Origin of the sequence: Bacillus sp. FJAT-29937, from assembly GCF_001509555.1 — a bacterium.
Classification (GTDB): domain Bacteria; phylum Bacillota; class Bacilli; order Bacillales; family Cytobacillaceae; genus Cytobacillus.
In genome coordinates this window covers 193348-217690 of the sequence record NZ_LMAS01000005.1, presented here as the reverse complement: position 1 = coordinate 217690, position 24343 = coordinate 193348, and the positions used below count along the sequence as shown (strand labels likewise).

The 24343-nt window shown below is 37.5% G+C and carries 18 protein-coding genes; 1 reads left to right on the top strand and 17 read right to left on the bottom strand.

Annotation, left to right across the window (positions count from 1 at the left end; all coding sequences use genetic code 11):
• Positions 1-86: 86 nt before the first annotated feature.
• The 6 genes from AR328_RS13085 to AR328_RS13060 all read right to left on the bottom strand — a co-directional run bounded on the left by AR328_RS13085 (position 87) and on the right by AR328_RS13060 (position 9712).
• Positions 87-836: an aspartate/glutamate racemase family protein gene (locus tag AR328_RS13085; protein ID WP_066295559.1), complete on the bottom strand. Its 750-nt coding sequence runs from the start codon at positions 834-836 to the stop codon at positions 87-89.
• A 78-nt stretch (positions 837-914) separates the two neighbouring features.
• Positions 915-2333 (bottom strand): NCS1 family nucleobase:cation symporter, encoded by a 1419-nt coding sequence (gene ncs1 / locus AR328_RS13080; RefSeq protein WP_066295556.1) that lies wholly within the window; start codon positions 2331-2333, stop codon positions 915-917.
• Positions 2334-2534: 201 nt separating this feature from the next.
• On the bottom strand, positions 2535-3782 hold the full coding sequence (locus tag AR328_RS13075) for a Zn-dependent hydrolase (protein ID WP_066295551.1): 1248 nt from the start codon (positions 3780-3782) through the stop codon (positions 2535-2537).
• Between the two features lie 44 nt (positions 3783-3826).
• Positions 3827-5602 (bottom strand): hydantoinase B/oxoprolinase family protein, encoded by a 1776-nt coding sequence (locus tag AR328_RS13070; protein ID WP_066295548.1) that lies wholly within the window; start codon positions 5600-5602, stop codon positions 3827-3829.
• Positions 5603-5605: 3 nt separating this feature from the next.
• Entirely contained in the window at positions 5606-7678 is a 2073-nt protein-coding gene (locus AR328_RS13065) for a hydantoinase/oxoprolinase family protein (RefSeq protein ID WP_066295546.1), read from the bottom strand.
• Positions 7679-8017: 339 nt separating this feature from the next.
• A complete protein-coding gene (locus AR328_RS13060; protein ID WP_066295545.1) occupies positions 8018-9712 on the bottom strand; it encodes a sigma-54 interaction domain-containing protein in 1695 nt (564 codons plus the stop codon).
• 430 nt (positions 9713-10142) lie between these two features.
• Here AR328_RS13060 and AR328_RS13055 point away from each other — a divergent pair, with 430 nt between their 5' ends.
• Complete coding sequence (locus AR328_RS13055; protein WP_066295544.1) at positions 10143-10805, top strand: GntR family transcriptional regulator; 663 nt, start codon at positions 10143-10145, stop codon at positions 10803-10805.
• Between the two features lie 167 nt (positions 10806-10972).
• On the opposite strand, the gene AR328_RS13050 is transcribed toward AR328_RS13055, so the two are convergent.
• From AR328_RS13050 to AR328_RS12995, 11 genes are all read right to left on the bottom strand, one after another.
• Complete coding sequence (locus AR328_RS13050; protein WP_082677227.1) at positions 10973-11989, bottom strand: oligopeptide/dipeptide ABC transporter ATP-binding protein; 1017 nt, start codon at positions 11987-11989, stop codon at positions 10973-10975.
• Entirely contained in the window at positions 11967-12953 is a 987-nt protein-coding gene (locus AR328_RS13045; protein WP_066295543.1) for an ABC transporter ATP-binding protein, read from the bottom strand. The genes AR328_RS13050 and AR328_RS13045 overlap by 23 nt, the downstream gene beginning before the upstream one ends.
• A 17-nt stretch (positions 12954-12970) precedes the next feature.
• Entirely contained in the window at positions 12971-13828 is an 858-nt protein-coding gene (locus AR328_RS13040; RefSeq protein ID WP_066295540.1) for an ABC transporter permease, read from the bottom strand.
• A 55-nt stretch (positions 13829-13883) separates the two neighbouring features.
• A complete protein-coding gene (locus tag AR328_RS13035) occupies positions 13884-14849 on the bottom strand; it encodes an ABC transporter permease (protein WP_066295537.1) in 966 nt (321 codons plus the stop codon).
• Positions 14850-14924: 75 nt separating this feature from the next.
• Positions 14925-16505, bottom strand: coding sequence for an ABC transporter substrate-binding protein (locus AR328_RS13030; protein WP_066295534.1), 1581 nt, complete (start codon positions 16503-16505; stop codon positions 14925-14927).
• Positions 16506-16507: 2 nt separating this feature from the next.
• Positions 16508-18562 (bottom strand): prolyl oligopeptidase family serine peptidase, encoded by a 2055-nt coding sequence (locus tag AR328_RS13025; protein ID WP_066295533.1) that lies wholly within the window; start codon positions 18560-18562, stop codon positions 16508-16510.
• A 281-nt stretch (positions 18563-18843) separates the two neighbouring features.
• Positions 18844-19491, bottom strand: a complete 648-nt coding sequence (locus AR328_RS13020) for a GntR family transcriptional regulator (protein WP_066295529.1) — start codon at positions 19489-19491, stop codon at positions 18844-18846.
• 781 nt (positions 19492-20272) lie between these two features.
• Complete coding sequence (locus AR328_RS13010) at positions 20273-21058, bottom strand: SDR family oxidoreductase (protein WP_066295526.1); 786 nt, start codon at positions 21056-21058, stop codon at positions 20273-20275.
• Between the two features lie 34 nt (positions 21059-21092).
• Positions 21093-22307: an L-2-hydroxyglutarate oxidase gene (gene lhgO / locus AR328_RS13005; protein WP_066295930.1), complete on the bottom strand. Its 1215-nt coding sequence runs from the start codon at positions 22305-22307 to the stop codon at positions 21093-21095.
• A 45-nt stretch (positions 22308-22352) separates the two neighbouring features.
• On the bottom strand, positions 22353-23081 hold the full coding sequence (locus AR328_RS13000) for an IclR family transcriptional regulator (protein WP_269433522.1): 729 nt from the start codon (positions 23079-23081) through the stop codon (positions 22353-22355).
• A gap of 62 nt (positions 23082-23143) precedes the next feature.
• Positions 23144-24328: a CaiB/BaiF CoA transferase family protein gene (locus AR328_RS12995; RefSeq protein ID WP_066295521.1), complete on the bottom strand. Its 1185-nt coding sequence runs from the start codon at positions 24326-24328 to the stop codon at positions 23144-23146.
• Positions 24329-24343 lie beyond the last annotated feature (15 nt).

Below are 24343 nucleotides of genomic sequence, written 5' to 3'. Positions count from 1 at the left end.
GATAGTTAAAAATTTGCCCAACTTTATGGAGAATCTAACATGAAATTTCTCTAAACTTATTAGATTTTGCTAATTACTTATAACCACTACTTAATTTTAGACTGACTCTTTCCGAACTTCTCCAACGCACCAACAAAAGATTTTTTCTCTGGATATTTATAGGTTTTTAACTTACTAGTTTTCTTTCCTAAATCGACAATAGATTCCGCAAATTTAACTGCTGCTACTACCCCATCAATAACTGGGACTCCCAATTCCTTTTCAAGATTATTAGCAAATTCAGCCATACCTGCGCAGCCAAGCAAAATAGCCTCTGCTTGATCTTCTTCAACCGCTTTTTTCCCCTCTTGTCTTAACATTTCCATCCCCGCTTCAGGATCCCTTTCAAAATCTAAAACGCACATCGGAGTCGTCCTAATGTTTAGGACTCGCTTACTTACCCCATAGGAATCAACAAGGTCTTCTAACATCGTTTTAATTCTTGGTAACACTGTTACAACGGAAAATCTAGCAGCTAGCATTGACGCTAAATAAACTGAAGCTTCGGCGATACCTACCACGGGTTTATCTGTAACTTCCCTTGCAGCTTGTAAACCGGGGTCACCCCAGCAAGCTATTACAAACGCATCTACTCCTTCTTCTTCTCCCTTTTTAATTTCTTCAAGCACCCCAGGAATACATAAATACTCATCATAATAAGATTCAATGGAGGCTGGACCCATTTGAGGACTCACTGCTATTATTTGTGTATCTTGCCTAGCAACAGACTTGGCAGCATTTTCAATACCTTTCGTCATTTCCCACGTTGTATTTGGATTAATCACTTTAATTTTCATATTTTTATTCCTCCATAAAAGTGTTTTTTAATTATCATAGTTATTACAGAGTTCTCTCTTCTCTTAATGACTAACGCTTTATGCTTCCTTCTTAACCTCTTGATGATCCAATTTAAAGTTTTCATTCGTAATTTCTGGCTGGTCGTATACTTTGCAAATCCAATATTTCATTAATGTATAGTACAATACGGCTGCAATTAATAGGGCAGAAACGAAGCCGTAATCAGGAAATAGGAGAACAGATAGACCAGCCGGAATATAAGCAATAATTGCTGCAGGATTCACATTGTACCAATATTTATATTGTCCACCAGCTTTATAAAGTTCATGGATATTGACCCTACGTTTTCTAAGAAAGTAATAGTCTGTGAACATAATTCCAACGATAGGGGCTAAAGTTGCGGTAATTATCATTAGTATTTGGGGAACATAGTCGGCATAATTCCAAGGTTGAAGAAGCAATCCTAAAACACCCGCAATAATCGAACCAGTTACAAATGTTATTTTACGCGGGAAAAAGTTAACAATAATATATCCTGGCGGCAATAAATTGGCACTAATATTAGTAGACCACTGTGCTAGGATTACAAAAGCTAAACACACGATTAACAACCATGGATTATCCTGCCCCATCGTCTGAACCATTACATCAATTGGATTCCAGTTTCCAGTTGCAACACCACTGGTTAAACCGATAACCGTAAACAATAACATTGATCCAACAAGACCGAATGTATGCCCAATAAAGCTTCCCTTATTCTCTTTCCACCAACTTGGTTTATTCTTATCTATGTTTGTTTTTAAAAAGCGCGTGAAATCCGGGGCATTTAGTGCCATCGTAATATAAGTACCCATCATGACTACAATAGCAAATCCCATGGATACGCCACCTTCACCACTTTTGGAAAAAATTTCACTGAACGTTAAATCATGTTGATTCATGATGAAAATCTGTAAAAGAACACCGATTATTAAAATACTAGGGGATGCTAACCATTCAAATTTTGTTATTGCCTCTATCCCCATGGCAGTATTAATAATTTGTACGGCTCCAAACACAATAATTAACATCATCAAGTTTGAATACCCAGTTAACATTTCCATAATGACATTGAGTGCATATGCACCCATCCAAGTTTGGAATCCAAACCAGAAAATAGCGGGAATTGCACGAACCACTGCAGGTATGTGCGCTCCAAGGTAACCGAAACAGGCTCTGATATAAACCGCATACGGTATACCATATTTAATACCTATATCTCCAAGTAATGTTAAAAGAAGAGCAACAACTAGATTACCAAGTAAGCAGGCAACAATAATTTGTGTCGGTGATAAGGCAGGGTATAGCTGTGCTGCTGCAATGAAAGTGACAAGTTGTACAGCAATCCCAATCCATAAAACTAGGAAGCCCAATGTAGAAATATTTCTTTGATTGTCTGTAGTAGGCATGATATCCTTACCAGTTAAACTAATTCCCTTTTCTGAATCATGATTCATAGGTCATATCTCCTTTTCATTTCATTTTTTAACTTAGAAGAAAGTTTTCAGTATCATCTGGTAAGTATTATTAGGAGGGATTTTCCAATAACTTCTCCACAGTTTTATACGCCTAGTTTTTACTGAAAATATAGAATTTTCAGAATATAGGAACCAAAATGACCTTTTTGTATGGCAGCCATTTCTGACCGCCATACATTTCTAAACAAACTTTAACACAGCCTCCAACAACAACTCTGTCCCCAGTGTAATATCTTTTTGTTCAGCCTTTTCGTTCGGTTGGTGGCTAATACCTTTCTCACATCTTACAAAAATCATTCCGATGTCCGTAATTTCTGACATTAACATTGCATCATGACCTGCACCACTAATCATAATCGGAGCAGCAATCCCTTTTTCCCTACTAATCTCACGTAATGAGTAGACTACATTTTCCGAACACGCTATCGGATCCACATCTAAGTGTTTTTCGATTCTGTATGTCAATCCTCTTTTTTCACATATATTTTGTACTTTGTTTACTATTTTCCCATATACATTTTTTCGTCGTTGTAAGTCGATATCTCTTAAATCAAGTGAGAATTCAACAGAGCTTGGTATAACATTACTTCCACCTGGAAATGCCTGAATGATTCCAACAGTCCCCACCGTCTTTTTTTCGGGTTCTTGTTTGCATAGCCTTTCTATTTCAGATATTATTTCTGCTGCTCCCGCTAAAGGATCATGCCGTAAATTCATCGGTACAGTTCCAGCATGACCTGCCTCACCAGAAAGAAAAATGCTGTACCAGGAAGGACCTGCAATTCCTTCTACAATACCTATCGCATGGCCATTTGTTTCTAAGATTGGTCCTTGTTCAATATGCATCTCCAAAAATAATTTGATATCTTTATCTGTTCGAATGGACTCTTTGATTTGATCTGGATCTACTCCAAAACCAAATGATTTTAATGCCTCGTATCGACTAATCCCATTTTCATCTTTTTTTAACAGGTCACTTTCATTTATTTTGCCAACCATTCCTCTGCTCCCAAAAAGTCCATCGTTAAAGCGGGAGCCTTCCTCTTCACAGAAGGCAACTACTTCAAGAGGATGTTGATGAACTATTTGAGCAGATGTAATAGCCTGCACAACTTCAATCCCTGCAATGACACCTATAATGCCATCAAAGCGTCCCCCATTTCGCACGGAATCTATATGAGAACCAATCATCACTGCAGGTAAATCAGGATTCTCTCCTTCTTTTCTGCCTATTAAATTACCGAAATGATCATGTGAAACACTTAGCCCTGCTTCTTCCATCCACTGTGAGACTAATAAATGAGCTTCTTTATCTTCTTTACTTAAAGCTAATCGATGTACACCATTTTGATCATTTTTCCCAATTTCCCCTAGGCGTAGAATACGAGAATAAATTCTATCGCCATTAATCTTGCAAATTGTTTGCATGTCATCCTCCTTTAGTAAACAACACTTGGAAGTACGAAAACTCGTTACTTACTTTTTCTTCTTTCATAAGTTTGCTCGTAATCGACCTCACCTGTATCTGTAATAACAACCCCATAATCCTTTAAAGCATTTTCTTTTAAAATAAATCCATCTAAATAGTCGCCTAGCACTTTCTCAGGGTCTCTTTCAAAAGGATTTCCATATCCACCGCCACCTGGTCCAGCCAATTGAATGGTATCTCCCGTTTTCACGGCTCTGTTTGGAAGTTTGGATGGAAGTTGAACTAATTCACCCGTTCCTTTTTCGCGAATACGAAGGCTTCCTGTTGAACCAGAATATCCCCCATCAAAGCCCCAAGGTGCATATTTATGCCCATCTGCTTCCACTGAAAAACTTCCTTCATTTAAAAACGTAATTTCTTTAACAGAACCAATTCCCCCACGCCACTTACCTGGCGCACATTCATGATCTTTTAACTCATATCGGTTTACTCTTAATGGATAATGAGATTCTATGTCCTCGATTGGATTATTCCTTGTGTTTGCGTACAACGTATCCACAGCATCCATACCATCTTTTCCATAACGCCCTCCGTAACTCCCTTCCATAATGTCCATATATACCCAATAGTTATCATCCTTTTTACCACTAAAAGCAACCACTTGCAGATTTCCAACACCTGCACTAATTTGATGAGGAACTACTTGTGCCAAAGCTTTCATTAGAGTATCCGCCACAATATTCCCAGAGCAGAAACGAGCAATCGAAGGTGCCGGGAAGATCGGATTACACAATGTGCCCTTAGGTGCTACGATTTTGATTGGACGAATCAACCCGGAGTTTTGCGGGAAATTTCCATAAATAGTTGAATCTAATAAAATTGAACGTAACGTTAAATAAATCGCAATATCTACTGTTCCGAGTAAAGGCATATTTATTGGCCTATCACTCACTTGAGGGGAAGTTCCCGTTAAATCGACAGTAATATCACTTCCACTTACTTTAACTGTTACTCGAATTTTCAAATCTTTCTTTGCTGGATCATTACTATCTAAGTAACCATCTAAATTACCTTCTGCTGTGTACTCTCCATCTGGAAGCTTTTTTATCGCGTCCCGTATCATTTTTTCCGAGTAATTCATTAGTTCTTCACTGGCTGCTTCAACAGTTTCTAATCCAAACTTTTCAATTATCTCGACATATCTTTGAACACCGATTTTAGCAGCTGCAATTTGTGCTTCCATGTCACCTACAACCAATTTAGGTGCACGAATATTATCTTTTAATAAATCCCATATATAACGATTTTTAACTCCTTTTTCATATACTTTTATCGCTTTAAATTGCAGACCTTCTGCATAAGCATCAACAGCATCAACAATTCCACAGCTTCCTGGAGTAGAAGAGCCAATATCTAAATGGTGGGCAGTTGTAACTGAAAATCCTATCAGCTCATCATGATAAAATACAGGGATACAAAAACCTACATCCGGTCCATGGGACGCACCATGATAAGGAGAATTATGCATTATCACATCTCCAGGATTAAATGTATCACCGCGTTCTTCCATGATTTGACGTATTCCTTGGACGTATCCTGGAATTGGGCCGGATTGTAGCGGAGTACTATGCGAAGACTCACATAACTGTTGGCCTTTCAGATCAACAAGTGCACAGCCAAAATCTTCTGATTCTCTGATTATGCTTGAATATGCCATTCTCGCAAGCTTATGCCCCATTTCAACTGCAACATTTTCTAATGCACCAAGAACTACTTGAACAGTAATAGGATCGATTTTTTTATTTTTGATTTGTGTCATAAACTATACACCTACCTTGATAATCATATTTCCGTTTTCCTCGATATAAGCTGAACAGTTCGGCGGAATGACAGTGGTTGTATCTTTTTGAAGCACAATACAAGGACCTTGGAAGTCTACACCTACTGGAATTCTTTCCCTTTGGTAAAACTTCGTCTCCACTTTTTCAAGATTACCGTCAACGTTAAAAATTGTTTCACCAATTTTTAGCATTGCATCTTTAAGTTTATGGTCATGATGGATAGCCTGCTTTTCAATTTTTGGCATATACCCAGTACCTGTTACACGAATATTTACAATTTCAATTGGGCTATCAAGGAAGTTATGACCATATTCAGATTTATGACTTTCATGGAAATTATTAAATGCTTCTATAATCGTTACTTCATCGAGCACACCATCTGGCAAATCAACCCGTAACTCATACCCTTGACCAGCGTATCGACAATCAGCGCTGCGGATCACTTGAATATCATTCTCATCAATGCCATCCGCTTTTAATTGTGTAACCAATTGCGTTTCTAAACCACCAAAATCTTCGTTCAAACAAAAGAAATTCATATTCGTACTAAACATAAATTCTGTTTTAATAACGTCGTATTTTAAATCAGTAGTCAATAATCCTGTCGCTGAGTTAATTCCTGGATATAGTGGGATTATGACCTCTGGAATATTTAAGATCTTAGCAACTTCTACTGCATGGAGGGGACCTGCTCCTCCAAATGCAACTAATGAGAATTCTCTAGGGTCTTCTCCTTTTTGAATGGTTTTTTCTCGAATTGCATTCGCCATATTGTTATTCATAATTTGCAAGATTCCTTCTGCTGTTTTTTCTCTACTTAAATCCAGATTTCCGGCTAGCTCATTAATTACTTTATAGGCCTCATTCGAATAAATTTTCATTTCTCCACCAAGGAAGTTATGCTCATCTATTCTTCCAAGTACAACGTTTGCATCGCTTACTGTAGGCTTTAACCCTCCGTGTCCATAGCAAGCCGGTCCTGGATGTGATCCTGCACTTCTTGGCCCTACCTTAAATGCACCGCCTTCATCGATATGAGCAATGCTGCCACCACCTGCTCCAATTGTATGAATATCAATCATTGGAACCATAACAGGATAACCTGCAATCCATGTGTCACGTGCAGTGGATTCACTATAGCCGTTATCAGTGATAATACCAATGTCAGCACTAGTGCCACCGACATCAAAAGTGATTAGTTTTTGACGATTTGTTAACTCTCCTGCCCAGGCGCCTCCAAGAATACCCGCAGCTGGACCCGATAATAATGTATTAACCGGTTTTTCGGAAACTGTTTTAGGAGTTGCCACTCCACCGTTTGAACACATAATATGAAGCTCTGCAGAGACACCTGATTCCTTTAACCGCTCCTCTAAATTTTGAATATAGTTTTTTACTTTCGGTCCAACAAATCCATTAATAGATGCTGTTGTGAAACGCTCAAATTCTCTAAATTGCGGGGAAACCTCAGAAGAGACCGTGATAAAAGCCTCCGGGTATTCTTCCTGAATGATCTCTTTGACTCTTTGTTCATGCCCTGGATTAATATAGGAAAATAAGAAATTAACAATAATAGATTCAACGCCCTTTTCTTTAAGCGTCAAAACAGCCTGACGTACTTGATCTTCTTGTAAAGGCAGAATAACTTGGTCTTTAACTGGTCCCATTCTTTCTGCCACGGCAATACGATCTTTACGCTGAACTAAAGGTTTATCTTGCCAAGGGATATCTTGCATAATAGAGTAGTTCTGCGGACGTTGATGTCTTCCAATATGGATAATATCTCTATATCCTTCTGTTGTTAACATCCCGGTTTTTGCACCTTTATACTCTAGAATTGCATTCGTTGCAATCGTTGTTCCATGAAAAACATGATCAATTTGTGATTTGTCAATACTTTGACGCTCACATAGCTCTACTATTCCTTGTACAACTCCCGTAGAAGGATCATCCATCGTAGTGGGAACTTTATGAATGGCTGTAATCCTTTGTTCCGTATCGTTAAATATTACGTCAGTAAAAGTTCCACCAACGTCTACTCCAAATAATTTCATAGTGCAGTGCCTCCCTTAATGTAATACTTTTTATTAATGCAAGTACCATGCCAAATCCAAACATGAAAAACTCATTTTAGGAAAACTTTCACTTTATACAATACATACTAAAATAAAAAACGCTGATAATATCACCCTGTCAGCCCATTTGATAAATAAAAAAGTTAAATTAAGTCAGACCCATTCCATATTAATCTTTTTTTTATTTTGCTTTATTTCTTTCATTTTTCGTATGGGATTTTATTCAGTGCTTTAAACCAAATTGCAGATATGCAATTTATAAATGGTCATATATTCGGAGAATTCAGTAATATTGCACAAAAAAAGAAAGTTGCGAAGTTACATAATGAATTGCAACTTTGCAACATTAATTTTGTATTTCCGGACTTTTCTGCTAATTGTCGATGCATCCACACCTAACTTTTTACTTGCTTCCCTCATCGTTGATGAAGTTTCAAGTGCACGAATAATGAGTTGTTTCTCAAATTCTTCTACTTCTTGTTTTAAATCTACATTTTCCAACACTTCTCTAACTTGTCTGGAAGGAGACAAAAGGAACTTTTCCGGTAGATGCTGTAGTTCAATATGTTGAGCAGAAACAGTGAGGACAAGTCTTTCTACCGTATTTTGTAATTCTCTCACATTCCCTTTCCATTCATAATCCGTAAAAAATTCGATTACTTCTTTATCAATGGTTTTATATTGCTTATATTTTTGACTATTAATCTCTAAGAAATGACTTACTAAAAAAGGGATGTCTTCTTTTCTTTGTGATAGAGGAGGGATGGTAATCGGTACGACAAATAAACGATAATACAAATCTTCACGAAATGTTCCTTCCCGTACCATTTCCTCTAAATTACGATTTGTTGCCGCAATAAATCGTACATCTACCTCGATAAGCTTTGTTTCACCAAGTGGGGTAAACCGTTTTTCTTGTAAGAGTTGAAGTAATTTAGCTTGAACCTGAAGTGGTAACTCACCAATTTCATCTAAAAATAAAGTGCCCTCATGCGCAGCAAGAGCTAATCCTTTTTTTCCATCTTTATTGGCTCCAGTGAATGTACCTTTGGCATATCCAAAGAGCTCAGATTCAATAATGCTATCTGGTATAGCTGCACAATTAATTTTTACAAAAGGAGCATTTTTTCTAATACTTAAATTATGGACGGTTCTTGCTAATACTTCTTTTCCCACCCCTGTTTCACCATGAATAAAAATAGTCGCATCCACATCAGCAACCCTGCATGCTAGTTCGTATACTCCTTCCATTGCTTTCGATTTATAAATCATTTCTTGATCTTTTTTCTTCAAAATACGAAGTTCTTGCTGATAATAATCCAACACACTTTTCGTTTCTTCTAATTTCTTTTGTAAATTCTCAATTTCCGTTACATCCTTTGATATGTTAATTACTTTATGTAAAGATCCGTCCTCCTTAAAAATAGGATGTGCATGAACAATTAAACGACGTCCAGACTTTGTAACTTGATTCATCGTAATTTTGCGTTTGTTCTCAATTACATATTTAGTAGACGATGGTCTAATCACACCGCTTTTCTCCATAATTGGCGCAGATTTTCCTATAAAGTCTTGTTCCTTTACACCTAGAATCTGCTCGCAAGCGTTACTAACTCGTAAAACAATACCGTTCGCATCTGTAATTGTTACTAATTCACCATTTAAATTCATAATCGCTTCTAGTTCTTGTTTTAAATCTATTACCCTCGGAGATTTACTTAATAGTTCATGATAAATATCATTAGGAAAAAAAAGTATCATACCTAGCTTCCCAGCACTGATCGGGATATTCAATAATGCCGTTTCATTATAAGCGCTTATCTCAAATTGTCCTTCTTTAATCACTTTAATAATAATGTTCCCTGGTAAAATCTCTTGAATAAATTTCTTGTTTGTATTTTCTGTGTTTAAAATATGCAGACAAGTTTCATTTTGATAATGTATCTCTCCATTAATATCAACAACTAAAACACCAAAAGGAACACACTTCCCAACTTCAGACAAATCATACAACCCTGAGTCCCCCTTTAATAATAAAGTTATTAATTCTTAATACTATAAAAGAACTATCTTTATTCTATTGTATTATTATAACAGTCTATTTTGTAATATTATGAATTTTTGAAATGAATGATAATCAATTGATAAACAGAGTATTATTTTCTTACGAAGGGTATTGTTAAATACTTCCCAAGAACACCAATAGCCAGCATCCCCATTAATAGATGCTGGCCAAAAAACTACTTCTTCGATCTCTCATGATGCCCGTACAAAACCTATGGCAGTACAAAGTCGAAACTAGCCATCCATTATAAATATTCTTTGCAAAATCGATTTCTCTAAGTTTTAATTGTAATCGTAATAATAGTCATTTATCCTTTAATTAAATAGTTATTTGTAAAGAGGCAGTTCCTATAAATGGACGGTCTAAGGAGGAATTCTTTTGAGCATATCCAAAATTAAAACTGTCAACCGGAAACCATTAAATATGGTTGTATATGATAATATTAAATCAGCTATTGTTAATGGAGAAATAGAACCGGGCACGCGTCTAACTGAAACTGCCGTGAGTGAACAAATGAATGTAAGCTCAACTCCAGTTCGTGAAGCTTTTAGACGGTTGGCTTCTGAAGGTCTTGTCAAAATTATTCCTTGGCGTGGGGTAGTGGTTCAAGAATTCTCATTTCAGAAACTCGTTGAAGTATACCAGTGCCGAGAAGCTTTGGAAGTAAAGGCAATTCAGTTAGCAGCAGATCAAATTGATGAACCAGGAATAGAAAAATTAAAAATGCTTCTGGAGAAATCAAAAGTAACTAACGATTATACTGAATACACAGCAATCAATACTACAATACATGAAACCTTATTTGAGTATGCGAATAATAATACACTTACCAATTTAATTGGCCAAATTAATGATGTAATCATGCATGATCGGAACGTTTCGTCTTTCAGCGAAAGCCGGAAAGACGAAATTTATGAAGAACATAAAAGAATAATTCATGCATTAGAGAATAGAAATAAAGATGAAGCCGCTATTGCCATGAAAAAGCATGTAGAAAATGGATTTAAATATATTAAAAATCGATTGGATGAGAAGAAATAATTTTGTATGAGAGCACCTACTCAAAAGGAGAGCGCTTCTTTTTTGTAACTTTAACGAGGAATATTATTAGGTGTTAATAAATAAACTTTAATTCCTAATATCCACGTTCTATACAAAAAGCCTTGCACGATAAACGATCATCCTGCAAGGCTTTCTATTTGTCATCCTTAATAAAAACAACTGTAAATATGGTCGTTAGCCTTCTTCACATAGTCAGGATAGAATTCACGACATTTACTTGTAGCTTTGAAACACCTATCTGCAAAATAACATCCGGGCCCTGGATTTATAGGTGTAGGAGGCTCTCCATCTATTCGAATTGGTTCCTCATTTTCATTAAAATCGATCGAAGCACAATTTGAAATCAAAGCCTGTGTATAAGGGTGCTGAGGGTTATGGATTACATCTTCTGTGTCTCCCATTTCAACGATTCTTCCTAAATACATGACTGCGATTTTATCCGAAATATACCTAGCTGCAGCGATATCATGGCTAATGAAGACCATAGCGGTATCATTTTCCTTTGTCAGCTTGATCAACATGTTGATAATGTCTGCTCTAACTGATAAATCCAGCATCGATACAGGCTCATCCGCTACCAAAAAAGTCGGATTCAATAACATCGCTCTCAAAATGGAGATTCTTTGTAATTGCCCTCCTGACAATTCATGTGGATACCTGGACATAAATTCCTCTCCAGGTTTCAATCCGGCATTTTCAAGGGTTGTCTTACAAAGGTCAAAACGCTCCTTTTGTGAAGAGCCAATTTTGTGGATTTCCAACGGCCTCATCATTAATCTGCCTATCGAATGCCCCGGAGGAAAGGTGTCAAAGGGATTCTGGAAAATCATTTGTAAATTACGTTTGAATGATTTCTTATCTTTTTTAATCAGTTCGGCTGAAGAGGACCCATTAATCAGAATGTCTCCGTGCGTCGGTGTTTCCAAATGAATAAGAACCTTCCCCAATGTCGATTTTCCGCAGCCACTCTCTCCGATTACCCCTAATACTTCACCTTTAGCCAGTTTAAAACTGACTTTATCGACAGACTTTACCCAATTTTTCGGTCGCAAAAAAGAAGATCTTTGCTCGAACCATTTGCTTATATTATTTACTTCTAAAACATTTTGTTCTGCACTTTTTTTGTTATCTGTTATCGGTTTAGTTAGCTCTTCTGTTTTCATAATATTCACTCCCATGCATATGACAGGCAGACCGTTGGCTCGAACCGACTTCATAGTTCTTCGGAGTAACATTTCGACAAATATCCTTTGCGAAATCACATCTTGGTGCAAAAATACAACCATTTTGCTTTTCAGATAAATCCGGCAGAAATCCTCTTATTCCGGCCAGTTGCTTTTTTTCACCTTTTAACGAAGGAAAAGAATTCAGTAAACCTTGTGTATACGGATGTGATGGTTTTGTTAATACATCCTTAACATTGCCGACTTCCATCACCTTTCCCGCATACATAACGACCACTTTATCGCAAGACGTGGCAACAACGGAAATGTCATGTGTAATCATCATTCTTGTCATCTTAATTTCCGTTTCAAGCTTTTTAATTTCTCTCAAAATCTGCCCTTGGGTGACAACGTCCAATGCCGTTGTTGCTTCATCCAATACAATGAATGACGGATTATGAATAAGACTTAAAGCTATTGAAACCCTCTGAAGCATTCCCCCGGATAATTCATGCGGATAAAGGTTGTATACTCGTTCAGATAAATTTACCATCGTAAAGAGTTTTAGAATTTTCTCTTTGATTACTTTTTTATTTTCATTCGGTTCATGGACTCGATAAATATCCTCAAGTTGACCGCCGATTTTGTGAATCGGGCTAAGGGCATTCATTGACTTTTGGAACACAACCGATATTTCTTTCCACCTAATCTGCTTGTAATCTTTTAAACTCATGCCTAAGATGTCTTTGCCTTGGAAATTAATCGTGCCTGATACTTCTGCTTTTTTCTCAGACAAAAGCCTAAGAACCGCCATTGCAAGCGTTGATTTTCCAGATCCACTTTCACCGACAATCCCTACGGATTCGCCTTCTGCGATTGACAAGGAGACGTCGTTAACTGCATAGACCTTTTCCTTCCTGCCTGTATATACAACATTCAAGTTTTCTATTTCTAAAATATTCACAACGAAGTTCCTCCTAACTATTCACCTTTACGTTTAGGATTCAGCAAAGTATTCAGACCATCACCAATCAGGTAAAAGCTAACAACTAGAATAACTGTCGCAAGACCGGAGAAGGTAGATATCCACCATGCTGATGTCATATAAGCTTTTCCATCAAAAATCATTTGACCCCAGCTGATTAAATTCGGATCTCCTAATCCTAAGAAGCTCAAACCTGCTTCTGTCAATATTGCCCCAGCCACACTAAGTGTCGTATTGGCAATAACGGGAAAAATACCATTTGGAATGATATATTTAAAAAGAATGGAAGCATGATTTTCTCCGATTGTATCTACACTTTGGATAAACACTCGCTCTTTAAGACTGATCGCTTGGACCCTCATAAGGCGGGCATTGCTCGGCCAAGAAGTTAAACCAATAACGATCATCACATTTAGCAAGTTACTGCCGAATAACGCAACAACGATTAAAATTAAGAAGAAAGATGGAATCATTAAAAAGACATTGATGATTTCCGAAATAATTCTGTCCGTTTTACCGCCGAAGTAACCGGCCGCAGCACCGACCAACGTACCAATAACACCAGAGATGAGCGCTGAAACCAATCCAATCAAAAGCGAGGTTCTCGCCCCATAAAGAATCATGCTGTAAATATCTCTTCCCAAGCCGTCCGTTCCAAGCCAGTGTTCCTTGCCAGGGGGTTCCAATAAATTATCACCTAATACATATGGATCATGAGTTGCAAGCAAGGGAGCAAATGCAACAACTAGTAAAATGATGAATAAGATAAAAATTCCTGATCTAAGAAGTGAATTTTTTTGGACCGCTGAGAATGACTTTTTAAAGATGGCATCATTTCTTTTTACAAGTTCCATAAGTCTTTTACTCCTTCCTGAACTACTTTACATCTGTAAAATCGTATCGGCCCAATTACTTATACCGAATTCTTGGATCGATAAAGGCGTAAACGACATCAGTTACAACCATCATGACAGCAATCGAGACAGACATAATTAAATAGATTCCCATAAGAAGCGGGTAATCTCTGCGCATAATGGCGTCTAACATAAGCCTTCCTGTACCGGGCCATGAAAAGACAATTTCAATTAAGGCCGATCCGGAAACAATATAAGCGAGAGTAAGACCGAATACAGTAACTGTTGGAAGCAATACATTTTTCAATACGTATTTATTGAAGATTTTTCTTTCGCTCATACCAGTTGCCATAAAAGTTGTGACAAAATCCTCTGACTTTACTTGCAATACGGTTGTCTGTGCAATTTTAAAATAGGTTGGAATTTGAATCAGCGACAGCGTAGCAACAGGTAACACCAAATGCTTCAATATATCCGTATAATAAGGCAAGCCCGTATAATTCCTTCGTAAATCCATCATTCCGGAGGTTGGAAGGATATTTAGCCATGATGCAAAAATCATGATAAACATAATAGCCAACCAGAACGAAGGCATAGAATTAAAAATATACGCCCATCCGGTGATGACCTTATCCCTTTTAGAACCGTAATGCTGACCGGCATAGAGTCCGAGTGCCGTTCCAATAATTAGAGCTATAACAGCTCCAGTAAGTGCCAGGAGCAAAGATGGACCCATTGTAGCCACAATAAGCTTCATTACCGGTTCATTGTAAAGAATGGATTCTCCAAAATCTCCCTTGATCACGTTTTTTAAATAAGAAAGTAATTGAACATGGACAGGCTGATCCAAGCCATATTTTTTCTGCAGTTCGCTAATCATTTCTTCAGATGGGTTATCTCTTCCAGCCAAAATTCGAATCGGGTCACCCGGTGCTGCATGCATAATAAAGAAACTGATGACCATGACTGCTATAACTGCCAAAAACCCAGTGGATAAGCGTTTAATAATAAACTGTTTCAATCGTCATACCCTCTTTCTGTATGAACATCAATGGCAATGTACATAGACATTGCCATTGGTAGATTAATAGAATACTTACTTGGCCGTATCTAAGATGGAATACTCTGCTCCCCCCACTTTACCGATTCCATCATCAATCGGGTGACCTGAAATATAATCTTTCATAACAAAGATATACATCCATTCCGTAAGTGGAATAACAGGGAATTCTTCAGACATGATTGTTTGGATCTTTTTATAAATAACCGCACGTTCATCTTGATCTGTCACGCGCAAACCTTCTGCTAAAAGGCTATCTATTTCTGGATTGCTATAATTCATCAAGTTCATCGATCCCCCAGTACCTACACGAACAAATAATCCTTCAGGATCGACACCATGGTTGCCGCCTAGGATGGTAATTTCATAGTCACCACTCCGGACTTTTTCATCCCATGCAGAATACTCAAGAGAAGAAATTTTTGATTCAATTCCAATTTCCTTTAAATTCGCTTGTACAACTTTAGCCATATCTGCAAAAACAGGGAATTGGAAGATCAGGATTTCCAGGTCTTTAATTCGAACGCCGTTGCTATCAGCAGTTAACCCTGCTTCATCTAGTAACTGTTTCGCTTTATCAATATCTCTTTCCGGCATAAGATCCTTATCGTTAAAAGCCCACTCTACCGCTGGAGTATAAAAGCCTTCTGCCCTCCAGCCATATCCTTTATGCGCTTTCGCCACCAATTCATCCCGATCGATTGCAAGGGCTAAAGCTTGACGAACCCGAACATCATCCCATGGCTTTTTCGCTGTATTGGCAATCATATATTGTCTTGAATTGGAAAGAGTTTTAACGATTTTCACATCATCTCTTTTCTCCAATCCTGGTACAGCTGCTGGTGTAATCGCTGAACTGTAATCAATGACATCAACTTCACCGTTTAAGAAAGACTGTACAACTGTATTTTCGTCAGGAATAACAGAGAAAATTAGCTTATCAAGTTTTGGTGCTCCGCGGAAATAATCTTTATTCGCTTCTAATACCACACTTACACCACGATTATGTTCTTTCAATTTAAAAGCACCTGTCCCAACCGGATTTTTATTAGTCGGATTCGTTACCCAGTCTGTTCCATCATACAAGTGGGAAGGCATGATCAATGCACCCGATAATATACTTAATATTGCTGCATTAGGCTCGTTAAGGTTGAACACTACAGTGTCATTATCTGGCGTTTCGATACTTTCAATTGATCCTAACTGATTGACAATAAATCCTTTTTCTTTAATGATCGTATCAAATGTCCACTTTACATCCTTGGATATAAATGGCTCGCCATTGTGCCATTTGACTCCTTTAAACAAATGGAAAGTATATTTTTTCCCATCTTCCGAAATATCCCAAGTCTCAGCAAGATCCGGTAAGATATTATAACCGTCATCAATTTTTACTAAAGAATTCATGATATTGGCTGTAATGTAGCCGGATCCGCCATCGCCAACATTCGGGTTAAAGTGAACCGGGTCAGACCCTAATGCGATAACAACGGACTTTTCACCTTTTTCAGCCTCGCTGCTTGCTGGTTTATCAGATTCTACTAACGGATTGGATTTACTGCAGCCGGCAAAGACTAGCATGATTGCAAGTATTGGAAAAACCAAAATTTTCTTCACGTTCAACTCTCCTTAAAAACGATATTTAGTTCTTTAAATAAAAAGGTGTACAAATCGACTTCTTCTTCAATTACCTTGGATAAGGGCTTTCCTTGTCCGTGCCCGGCATTTTTCTCGACTCTTAGAATGATAGGGTTATTTCCACTTTGTGCTTCCTGTAAAGTAGCAGCAAATTTCTTTGCATGCATCGGCACTACCCGATCATCAGTATCAGCAGTAGAAATAAGGGTTGGCGGATACTCTGTTCCCTTTTTGACATTATGTAAGGGTGAGTAGCTGTACAAGAACTTAAAATCATGCTCGCTTTTTTCCGCATTGCCAAACTCGGTTGTCCAAAAGCGGCCAACTGTGAAACGCTGGAAACGCAACATATCTGTCACAGGAACTAAGCATAGTGCCGCACCGAATAGTTCTGGGCGTTGTGTTATACATGCTCCAACTAGAAGCCCTCCATTACTTGCACCCATAATGGCCAGTTTATTCGAATTGGTATAGTTTTCTTGAATGAGCCATTCTGAAGCAGCAATAAAATCATCGAAGCTATTTTGACGTTTCTCAAAAAGTGCTGCCTGATGCCATTCTTGACCGTATTCCCCGCCCCCACGGATATTTGCAACTGCGTAGATGCCGCCTTGCTCCATCCACATCTTTTGCGATGGAGAATAGGATGGGGTCATACATGCGGTATAGCCGCCATATCCGTAAAGTAGTACCGGATTATCTCCGTTCAATTCCAGCCCTTTTTTATAGGTAAGGAACATTGGAACAACCGTTCCATCTTTTGAAGGGTAAAATACTTGCTTTGTTTCGAATCGTTCAGCTGATTCGCTGCCTTGCTTGTCGAAAACATTCATCAACTTTCCAGTGTCAAAGTCATATTTTATTACCTTCAACGGATGGAGGAAGGATGTATAGCTGATAAACATTTCAGGTGTAGTGCTTGTCCCTTTTACATCATTGATTGAAATAAAGTCTGGAAGTGGCAACTCGGTCGGCAAAATTCCATTTTTCTCATAAATGGTCATTTTATAGTGCGCATCATGCATAGTACAAACGATGAACTTGCCGTTCACCATTTTACTGAAGGCAATTGGATCTTCTTTCTCAGAGACTAGCTCTTTCCAATTGTCCTGTGCAGGATTCTCTAAATCTACAGAGATCAATTTCCCTTTTGGTGCCCTATCATTTGTTTCGAAATAAAATGTTGATCCATCATTGCCTAAAAAACTGAAGTATGCAGGGACCTTTTCAATTACTGGCTTAAAGCCATCGGAATCATTCAGTTGTTTATAATAGATTTCATTAATTGGTTCCGTCCCGTGAGTTACATGCAAGATAAGATATTGATGGTCTTCGGTAATCGACGGATAAAATATACGTTCTTTACGATCTGGCTCTTCATAGATCAATTTATCTTCTGTCTGTGATGTGTTCACTTGGTGAAAATAAACTCGATTATAATAACTGTCCTCTCCAGGATTCACTGTCGAGGGATCAGGATACCGATTATAGAAAAAGCCTGATGAATCCCCACTCCAAGCAAAGCTAGAAAATTTACACCATTTTAATGTTTCAGGGTAGTCACCACCCGTTTTGAGATCTTTAATTTTTACATCTTCCCAATCGCTTCCGTTATACGCGACAGCATAAGCCATCAACGTTCCATCATGATTGAATGAAATGTTCATTATTGCAGCAGTACCTTCATGACTTAGCTGATTAGGATCCAATACTACTTCAAATACATCATCTTCCAATGACAAAGTACGATAGTAGACCGGTTGATTTTGGAGACCGTCATTCTTAAAAAAGTAATAATAATCTCCTTTTTTCTCCGGTGTTGAATATTTCTCATAATCAGAGAGCTCTTTGATCCTCTTATGGATACTTTCCTTTTGAACCTGACCATCTAATAATGCTCGAGTAAGCTCGTTTTGCATCTCTGTCCACTTTTTGGTATCTGGAAGAGTTTCATCTTCCAACCAACGATAAGGATCTGCTACTTCGACACCGAAAAAGTTTTCAATAACATGATCTTTTCTAATCGTTTCTTTCAATTGAAATCCCCCTCTCAATTTGTTAAACTCTTATTCCAGCTAGTTGGAATCTTCCAAAGAACAACATGCAGTTATTCTTTATTTGACGTTTCTTCGATAGGATTTAATTTCTAGTAGATATGCTGATTATCCAAAATTTTTATGACTTTACATTCCCCCTCTCAGTTAGCTATGCGTTACAGATGTTTTTGATCACACTCATCACAAACACTGCATTCTATAGAATTAGAATACTCAAAAAATTACAGTTACTTATTTAAATAACTGCAACAAAGGATCCTTTAAATAGAGTTAAACGGATTTGCCGATCTAATATAATGACGTTTAATTGAATTTTTTATTTCTTCTTTATCTCCCGTTTTAATCGTATTCAAAATTCTTTCATGCGCGGGACGCTGATCTTTAGATTCTGCTAACTTCAAATTATATGTTGAGGTAAAAATGACAACATTTGCACTCCAGAATGTTGACCATACATCGTAAAGCCTTTCATTTCCTGATTCCTTAATTATTTTTGTATGGAAAAGCTCGTCCAATTCAACTAGACGAAAAATATCCCTTTCTTTTGAGGACGATTCCATTTCTTCGAGTAAGCTGTCCATTTCTTGTATCGTTTCCTTTTTATATTCACCATCACAAATATCCACTGCCAGCATCTCTAAATGTGCCCTAATTAAATAAATATCTTCTACCTCTTTGGCATCAATAGTCCGGACAGTACATCCTTTATTGGATTTGTATTCTATCAAACCCTCGTGCTCAATTTGACGTAGTGCCTCTCTAATCGGGCCCCTGCTAATTTCCAAATCCTTTGCAATTTCTGATTCGATGATTCTACTTCCAGGCAATAATTCACCTTTTATAATTTTATTTCTAATGATGGTTACAACATTATCCTTTAAAGTTGGGTACACAATTTTATTGTTCATACCAATCTATCCATCCTTTAGTCATTTACAGTAGACAATCGTAAAAATTGTAGATTGTCAACAATCTACAATTTTTGTAATTAAAAGCATTATATAACAGAAAAAATGACAAAACAATACATAATAATTGAATTGTTTTAAAAAATGAAATATTCTGTAGATAAAACTTTTTTACAATAAGTTTAATATTTTATAAGAAGTAGGTATATAAACAAATTCTATTGAACTTAGTAGAACTATTAGAAATGCGATAGTATTAAAATTAATAAAAAAGATCACGATTCTTATAAGAGAACGCAATCATTTTTATGTTCAACGAATCTTTTTGCCATCCATCGTTCTAATATTTTCGCAATATCTACAGCTATTATTCTGATTCAGGCAGCTAAACAAAAGTCCTTTTTAAGTTATTCATTTTTTAAGTTCTAAATTTAAAACAGGTCGGTTAAATTGTTATGTTCTTCTTTTATTTTAATTTTGCTAATATACTAATTTTAGATTAAGTTTTATAAATTCACGCAACCATATGCCTAGTTGTAATCGAACATACTTTTCACTTTGGCTTTGCGTCTTTTTCATTTTTCAAAAGAAATGCATAAGGATTGCTGAAATTTTTCCAATCTCTTAAACCAGATATCTAAAGGATTCTTATTGCGATTCGGCGGATGAATCTGATGTTTTGCTGTGGTTTTAAATCCATAAATAAAAGGATCAGGCACGGTTCCAGATCCTTTTTGTAGATTAGTATTTAGGTATCTTTCATAACGATAAATAAAATACATTATATCGATCTAATCATCCCACCATCAACTAAAATTGAACTCCCAGTTACATAGGTACTTGCATCGGAAACTAAGAATGTTACGACGTTAGCAAATTCCTCTGGAGTTCCATATCGTTTTAAAGGAATATTATTTTGGGCTCTTTCTTTAACTTGCTCTTTCGTAACGCCTAATCTCTCTGCATTTACTTGATCAAGGTGTGCCACACGATCTGTTGCAATTCGTCCAGGGCTAACTGTATTCACAAATATGTTATACGGGGCCAGTTCTTCTGCCAATGTTTTAGCTAGTCCCACAATACCTGTTCGAAATGTATTCGAAAGAATAAGTCCAGGAATAGGCTGTTTAACAGAAGAAGAAGCAATATTCACAATTCTTCCTCCTGCTTCTTTTAGATCGGGAAGAACTTCACGGATGATTCTTATATAACTCAACAAATTCAGTTCAAATGCATCTTGCCAGTCTTTATCGGAGAATGATTCAAATGATCCAGCGGGAGGTCCGCCAGCATTATTAATTAAAATATCAATTTTACCGAACACTTCATTCGTTTTGCCAACTAACGTTTTAATGTCTTCTACTTTTGTAATATCAGCTGGGCAATAGGAAACTTTCCCTTTATTTAATGCCTCTAATTCATTTTTTACATTAGCTAACTTTTCAGCATCTCGGCTAGTTAGCATAACATTTGCTCCTTCTTTTACTAGTTGCGTGGCTATCGCTTTCCCTAGACCTTGACTAGAGGCTATAACTAGAGCAACTTTATTATGTAGATTCAGGTCCAAATCTAAACACCCCTTTTTGTATGATCTTAAGATATTAAACTAGTTTAGCTTCTTTTAAGTTTAGCTGTTCTGGTATTCTATTAACTACTTCTTTTCCAATTTCAATAGAAGCTGTTGCAGCTGGTGATGGGGCATTACATACATGAACGGTTCGTTTTCCCACAATAATATGAAAATCATCGACCATGCTTCCATCGCTTCTTAATGCTTGGGCACGAACACCAGCAGGTGCAGGTATTAAGTCATCTTCTTGGATTTCAGGAATTAATTCCTGCAGGCTTTTTGTAAATTGTTTTTTGCTAAATGAACGGACGTATTCATCAAATCCTTCTTTTGCAAATTTACCCGCCATTTTCCACAAACCAGGGAAACAGAGTGATTCCATTAAATCTTTTGCATTAAAATCTGTCTTTTTATAGCCTTCACGTTTAAAGCTAAGCACGGCATTCGGCCCTGCATCGATTTCGCCACTGATCATTCGCGTAAAATGCACCCCTAAAAATGGAAACTTTGGATTGGGGACTGGATAAATTAAATGTTTAACAAGATAGCGTTTTTCAGGTTTCAATTTAAAATACTCGCCCCTGAAAGGCAAAATTTTCATATCCGTTTTATATCCTGCTGCTGCAGCTACACGGTCACTATGAAGTCCTGCACAGTTAATCACTATACTCGCTCTATATGTACCTCGATTTGTCTCGATGACCACTTGGTCTGATTCTTCGTGCATTTTCTCTACTTTTGTATTAAGGTGGATCTCTCCACCGTGCTTCTGAATAATTTCAGCAAATTTTTCACTTACTTGTCTGTAATTAACGATACCAGCCTGCGGGACACGTATTGCCGCTAGACCGTTAACATGCGGCTCGATTTCCTTTAATTCATCTACACCAATTTTTTGAATAGCTAATTCATTTTGCAGTCCACGTTTATATAAGTTTTCAAGAAGTGGTAACTCCTCCTGTTTTGTGGCAACAATTACTTTTCCACAAATATCATGGTCTATTCCGTGGGTTTGGCAGAATTCAGTCATGGATTTACTTCCTTGACGGGCAAAGCGTGCTTTGAAACTATTAGGCTTGTAATATATTCCTGAATGAATAACACCACTATTGTGCCCTGTTTGATGTTCTGCGACAACGGACTCTTTTTCCAAAATGGCTACTTTCGCATGAGGAAAACGTTTATAAAGTGCCATTCCCGTTGATAAACCGACAATCCCTCCACCTACAACGGCAAAATCATACACCATTTACCACCTCCATTCTTCCAGATTCATCACATATTTCTATATTCAAGAGATTCTTTGAGCTGCTTCTTGCAATCGCAAGATAAGATGTTTGATATCATACTCATCGTAACGAATGTAAGGAAATGTAATAGACAACGCACCTAGTAATACTTGCTGTTTAGCAATAATTGGAACGCTAATGGAGGTAGCACCTTTGACACGTTCCCCTTTTGTTATCGCATAGCCTTGATTTCGTATTTCATGAAGTTGTTGAATCAATTCTTCTTTTGATTCAACAGTAATTTCTGTAATCTTTGTTAATTTAATTTTTTCTATATAACTCTTAATAAACTCTTCGCTCTGAAAAGCAAGCAGAGTTTTGGCAGAAGCACCAGCATATAACGGGGACGTATGACCGACAAATGTTAAGGCAGCCAATTCATGGCGACTCGGTAAATTATAGATGCAACGACGCTCGTCACGTTCAATAATGTTTATTGAAATATTTTCTTTCGTTTCTTGATTCAGTTCTTCCATGATTGGAATCGCTTTTGAAAGCAATGCATCGTTTTTTTCAACAAGCTGACCTAAAAACATAAGCTCTAAACCAAGACTATATATTTTTGTTTTTTCGTCTTTAACTAAAAAACCTTCGTATACTAACGTGCTAACAATACGTTGTAAGCTAGAAATCGAAATGCCGGTTCTTTTCGAAATCTCTGTTAACGATAATTTAGGATAATCCACAGAAAATGCTCGCAGCACTTGGATCACCCTGTGGATCGATGACATCGAATAATTACTTTTAAATCTTTCATTCTCCATTGAGAGCACCTCTTTCAGATCAACTCTCTTCATATTACATTGTTTTTAGACAAAACTGAAAGTTCTTCTGCCTCTATTCCAAGAAGTTCTTCAAATACTTCCTTATTGTGCTGGCCTAACACGGGCGGGCCAAATTTCGTCTGGATATTTAACCCACTGTGCCGGAGAGGACTAGCCAGCAGCTTTACCTCACCCGTAGCATGAGGAACTGTTTCGATTCCTCCTCTTGCCATTACTTGATCTTGCTCCAATGCCTGTTGAATATTATTAACACGTCCTACAGGAACCATAGCTTCTGCAAGAATTTCGACCCATTCACTTGACGTCCTGGTCGCTAGTACTTCCTCAATCAGCTGAACTAATTCATCTTCGTTTTGTTTTCGATCATTATTTGTTAAAAAGCGTTCATCACTACCCCACTCTGGATGATCCAATGCATGAGATAGCTTTCGGAATAAGTGGTCGTTCCCTGCACAAATCATAATTGGGAAGTCTGCGGTTTGAAATACTTGATATGGCGCAACATTATTATGCTGATTGCCTTTCCGCACAGAAATCATTCCTGTATTTAAATAAGCACTAGCCACATTGGCCATACTTGAAACTTGAACATCCAGCAAAGACATATCGATATATTGGCCTTCTCCAGTTAGATCTCTTTGCCGTATTGCTGCGACTATACCTAATGCAACATAAACCGAAGTTATGATATCGGCAATCGGAATCCCTACTTTTGTGGCTTCACCATTCGGGTCACCTGTTACATCCATCAATCCGCTCATTGCTTGTATGACTGGATCAAAGCCAGGCAGTAAACCCAAGGGCCCATCTTGCCCAAATCCGGTTACCGAGCAAACAATGATACCTGGATTCCGTTCCTTTAAAACTTCATAATTCAGCCCGAGTTTATTCAAAGTTCCAGACTTAAAGTTTTCAATGACAACGTCTGATTTTTCTACTAAATCCAGGAAAAGTTTCTTCCCTTCCTCCGTTTTTAAATTGAGGGTGATTGACCTTTTATTACGATTAGCACTTAAATAGTAAGTACTCTCTCCATTTATAAAAGGGCCCCACTCCCTCATACTATCCGAACCACCTGGTGGCTCTACGCGTATGACGTCTGCACCCATATCTCCGAGTGTCATGGCTCCAGCTGGGGCAGCATAAACTCTAGACAAATCCAGCACACGTATATCATGCAGGGGTTGTACCAATCCAACTCACCTCCG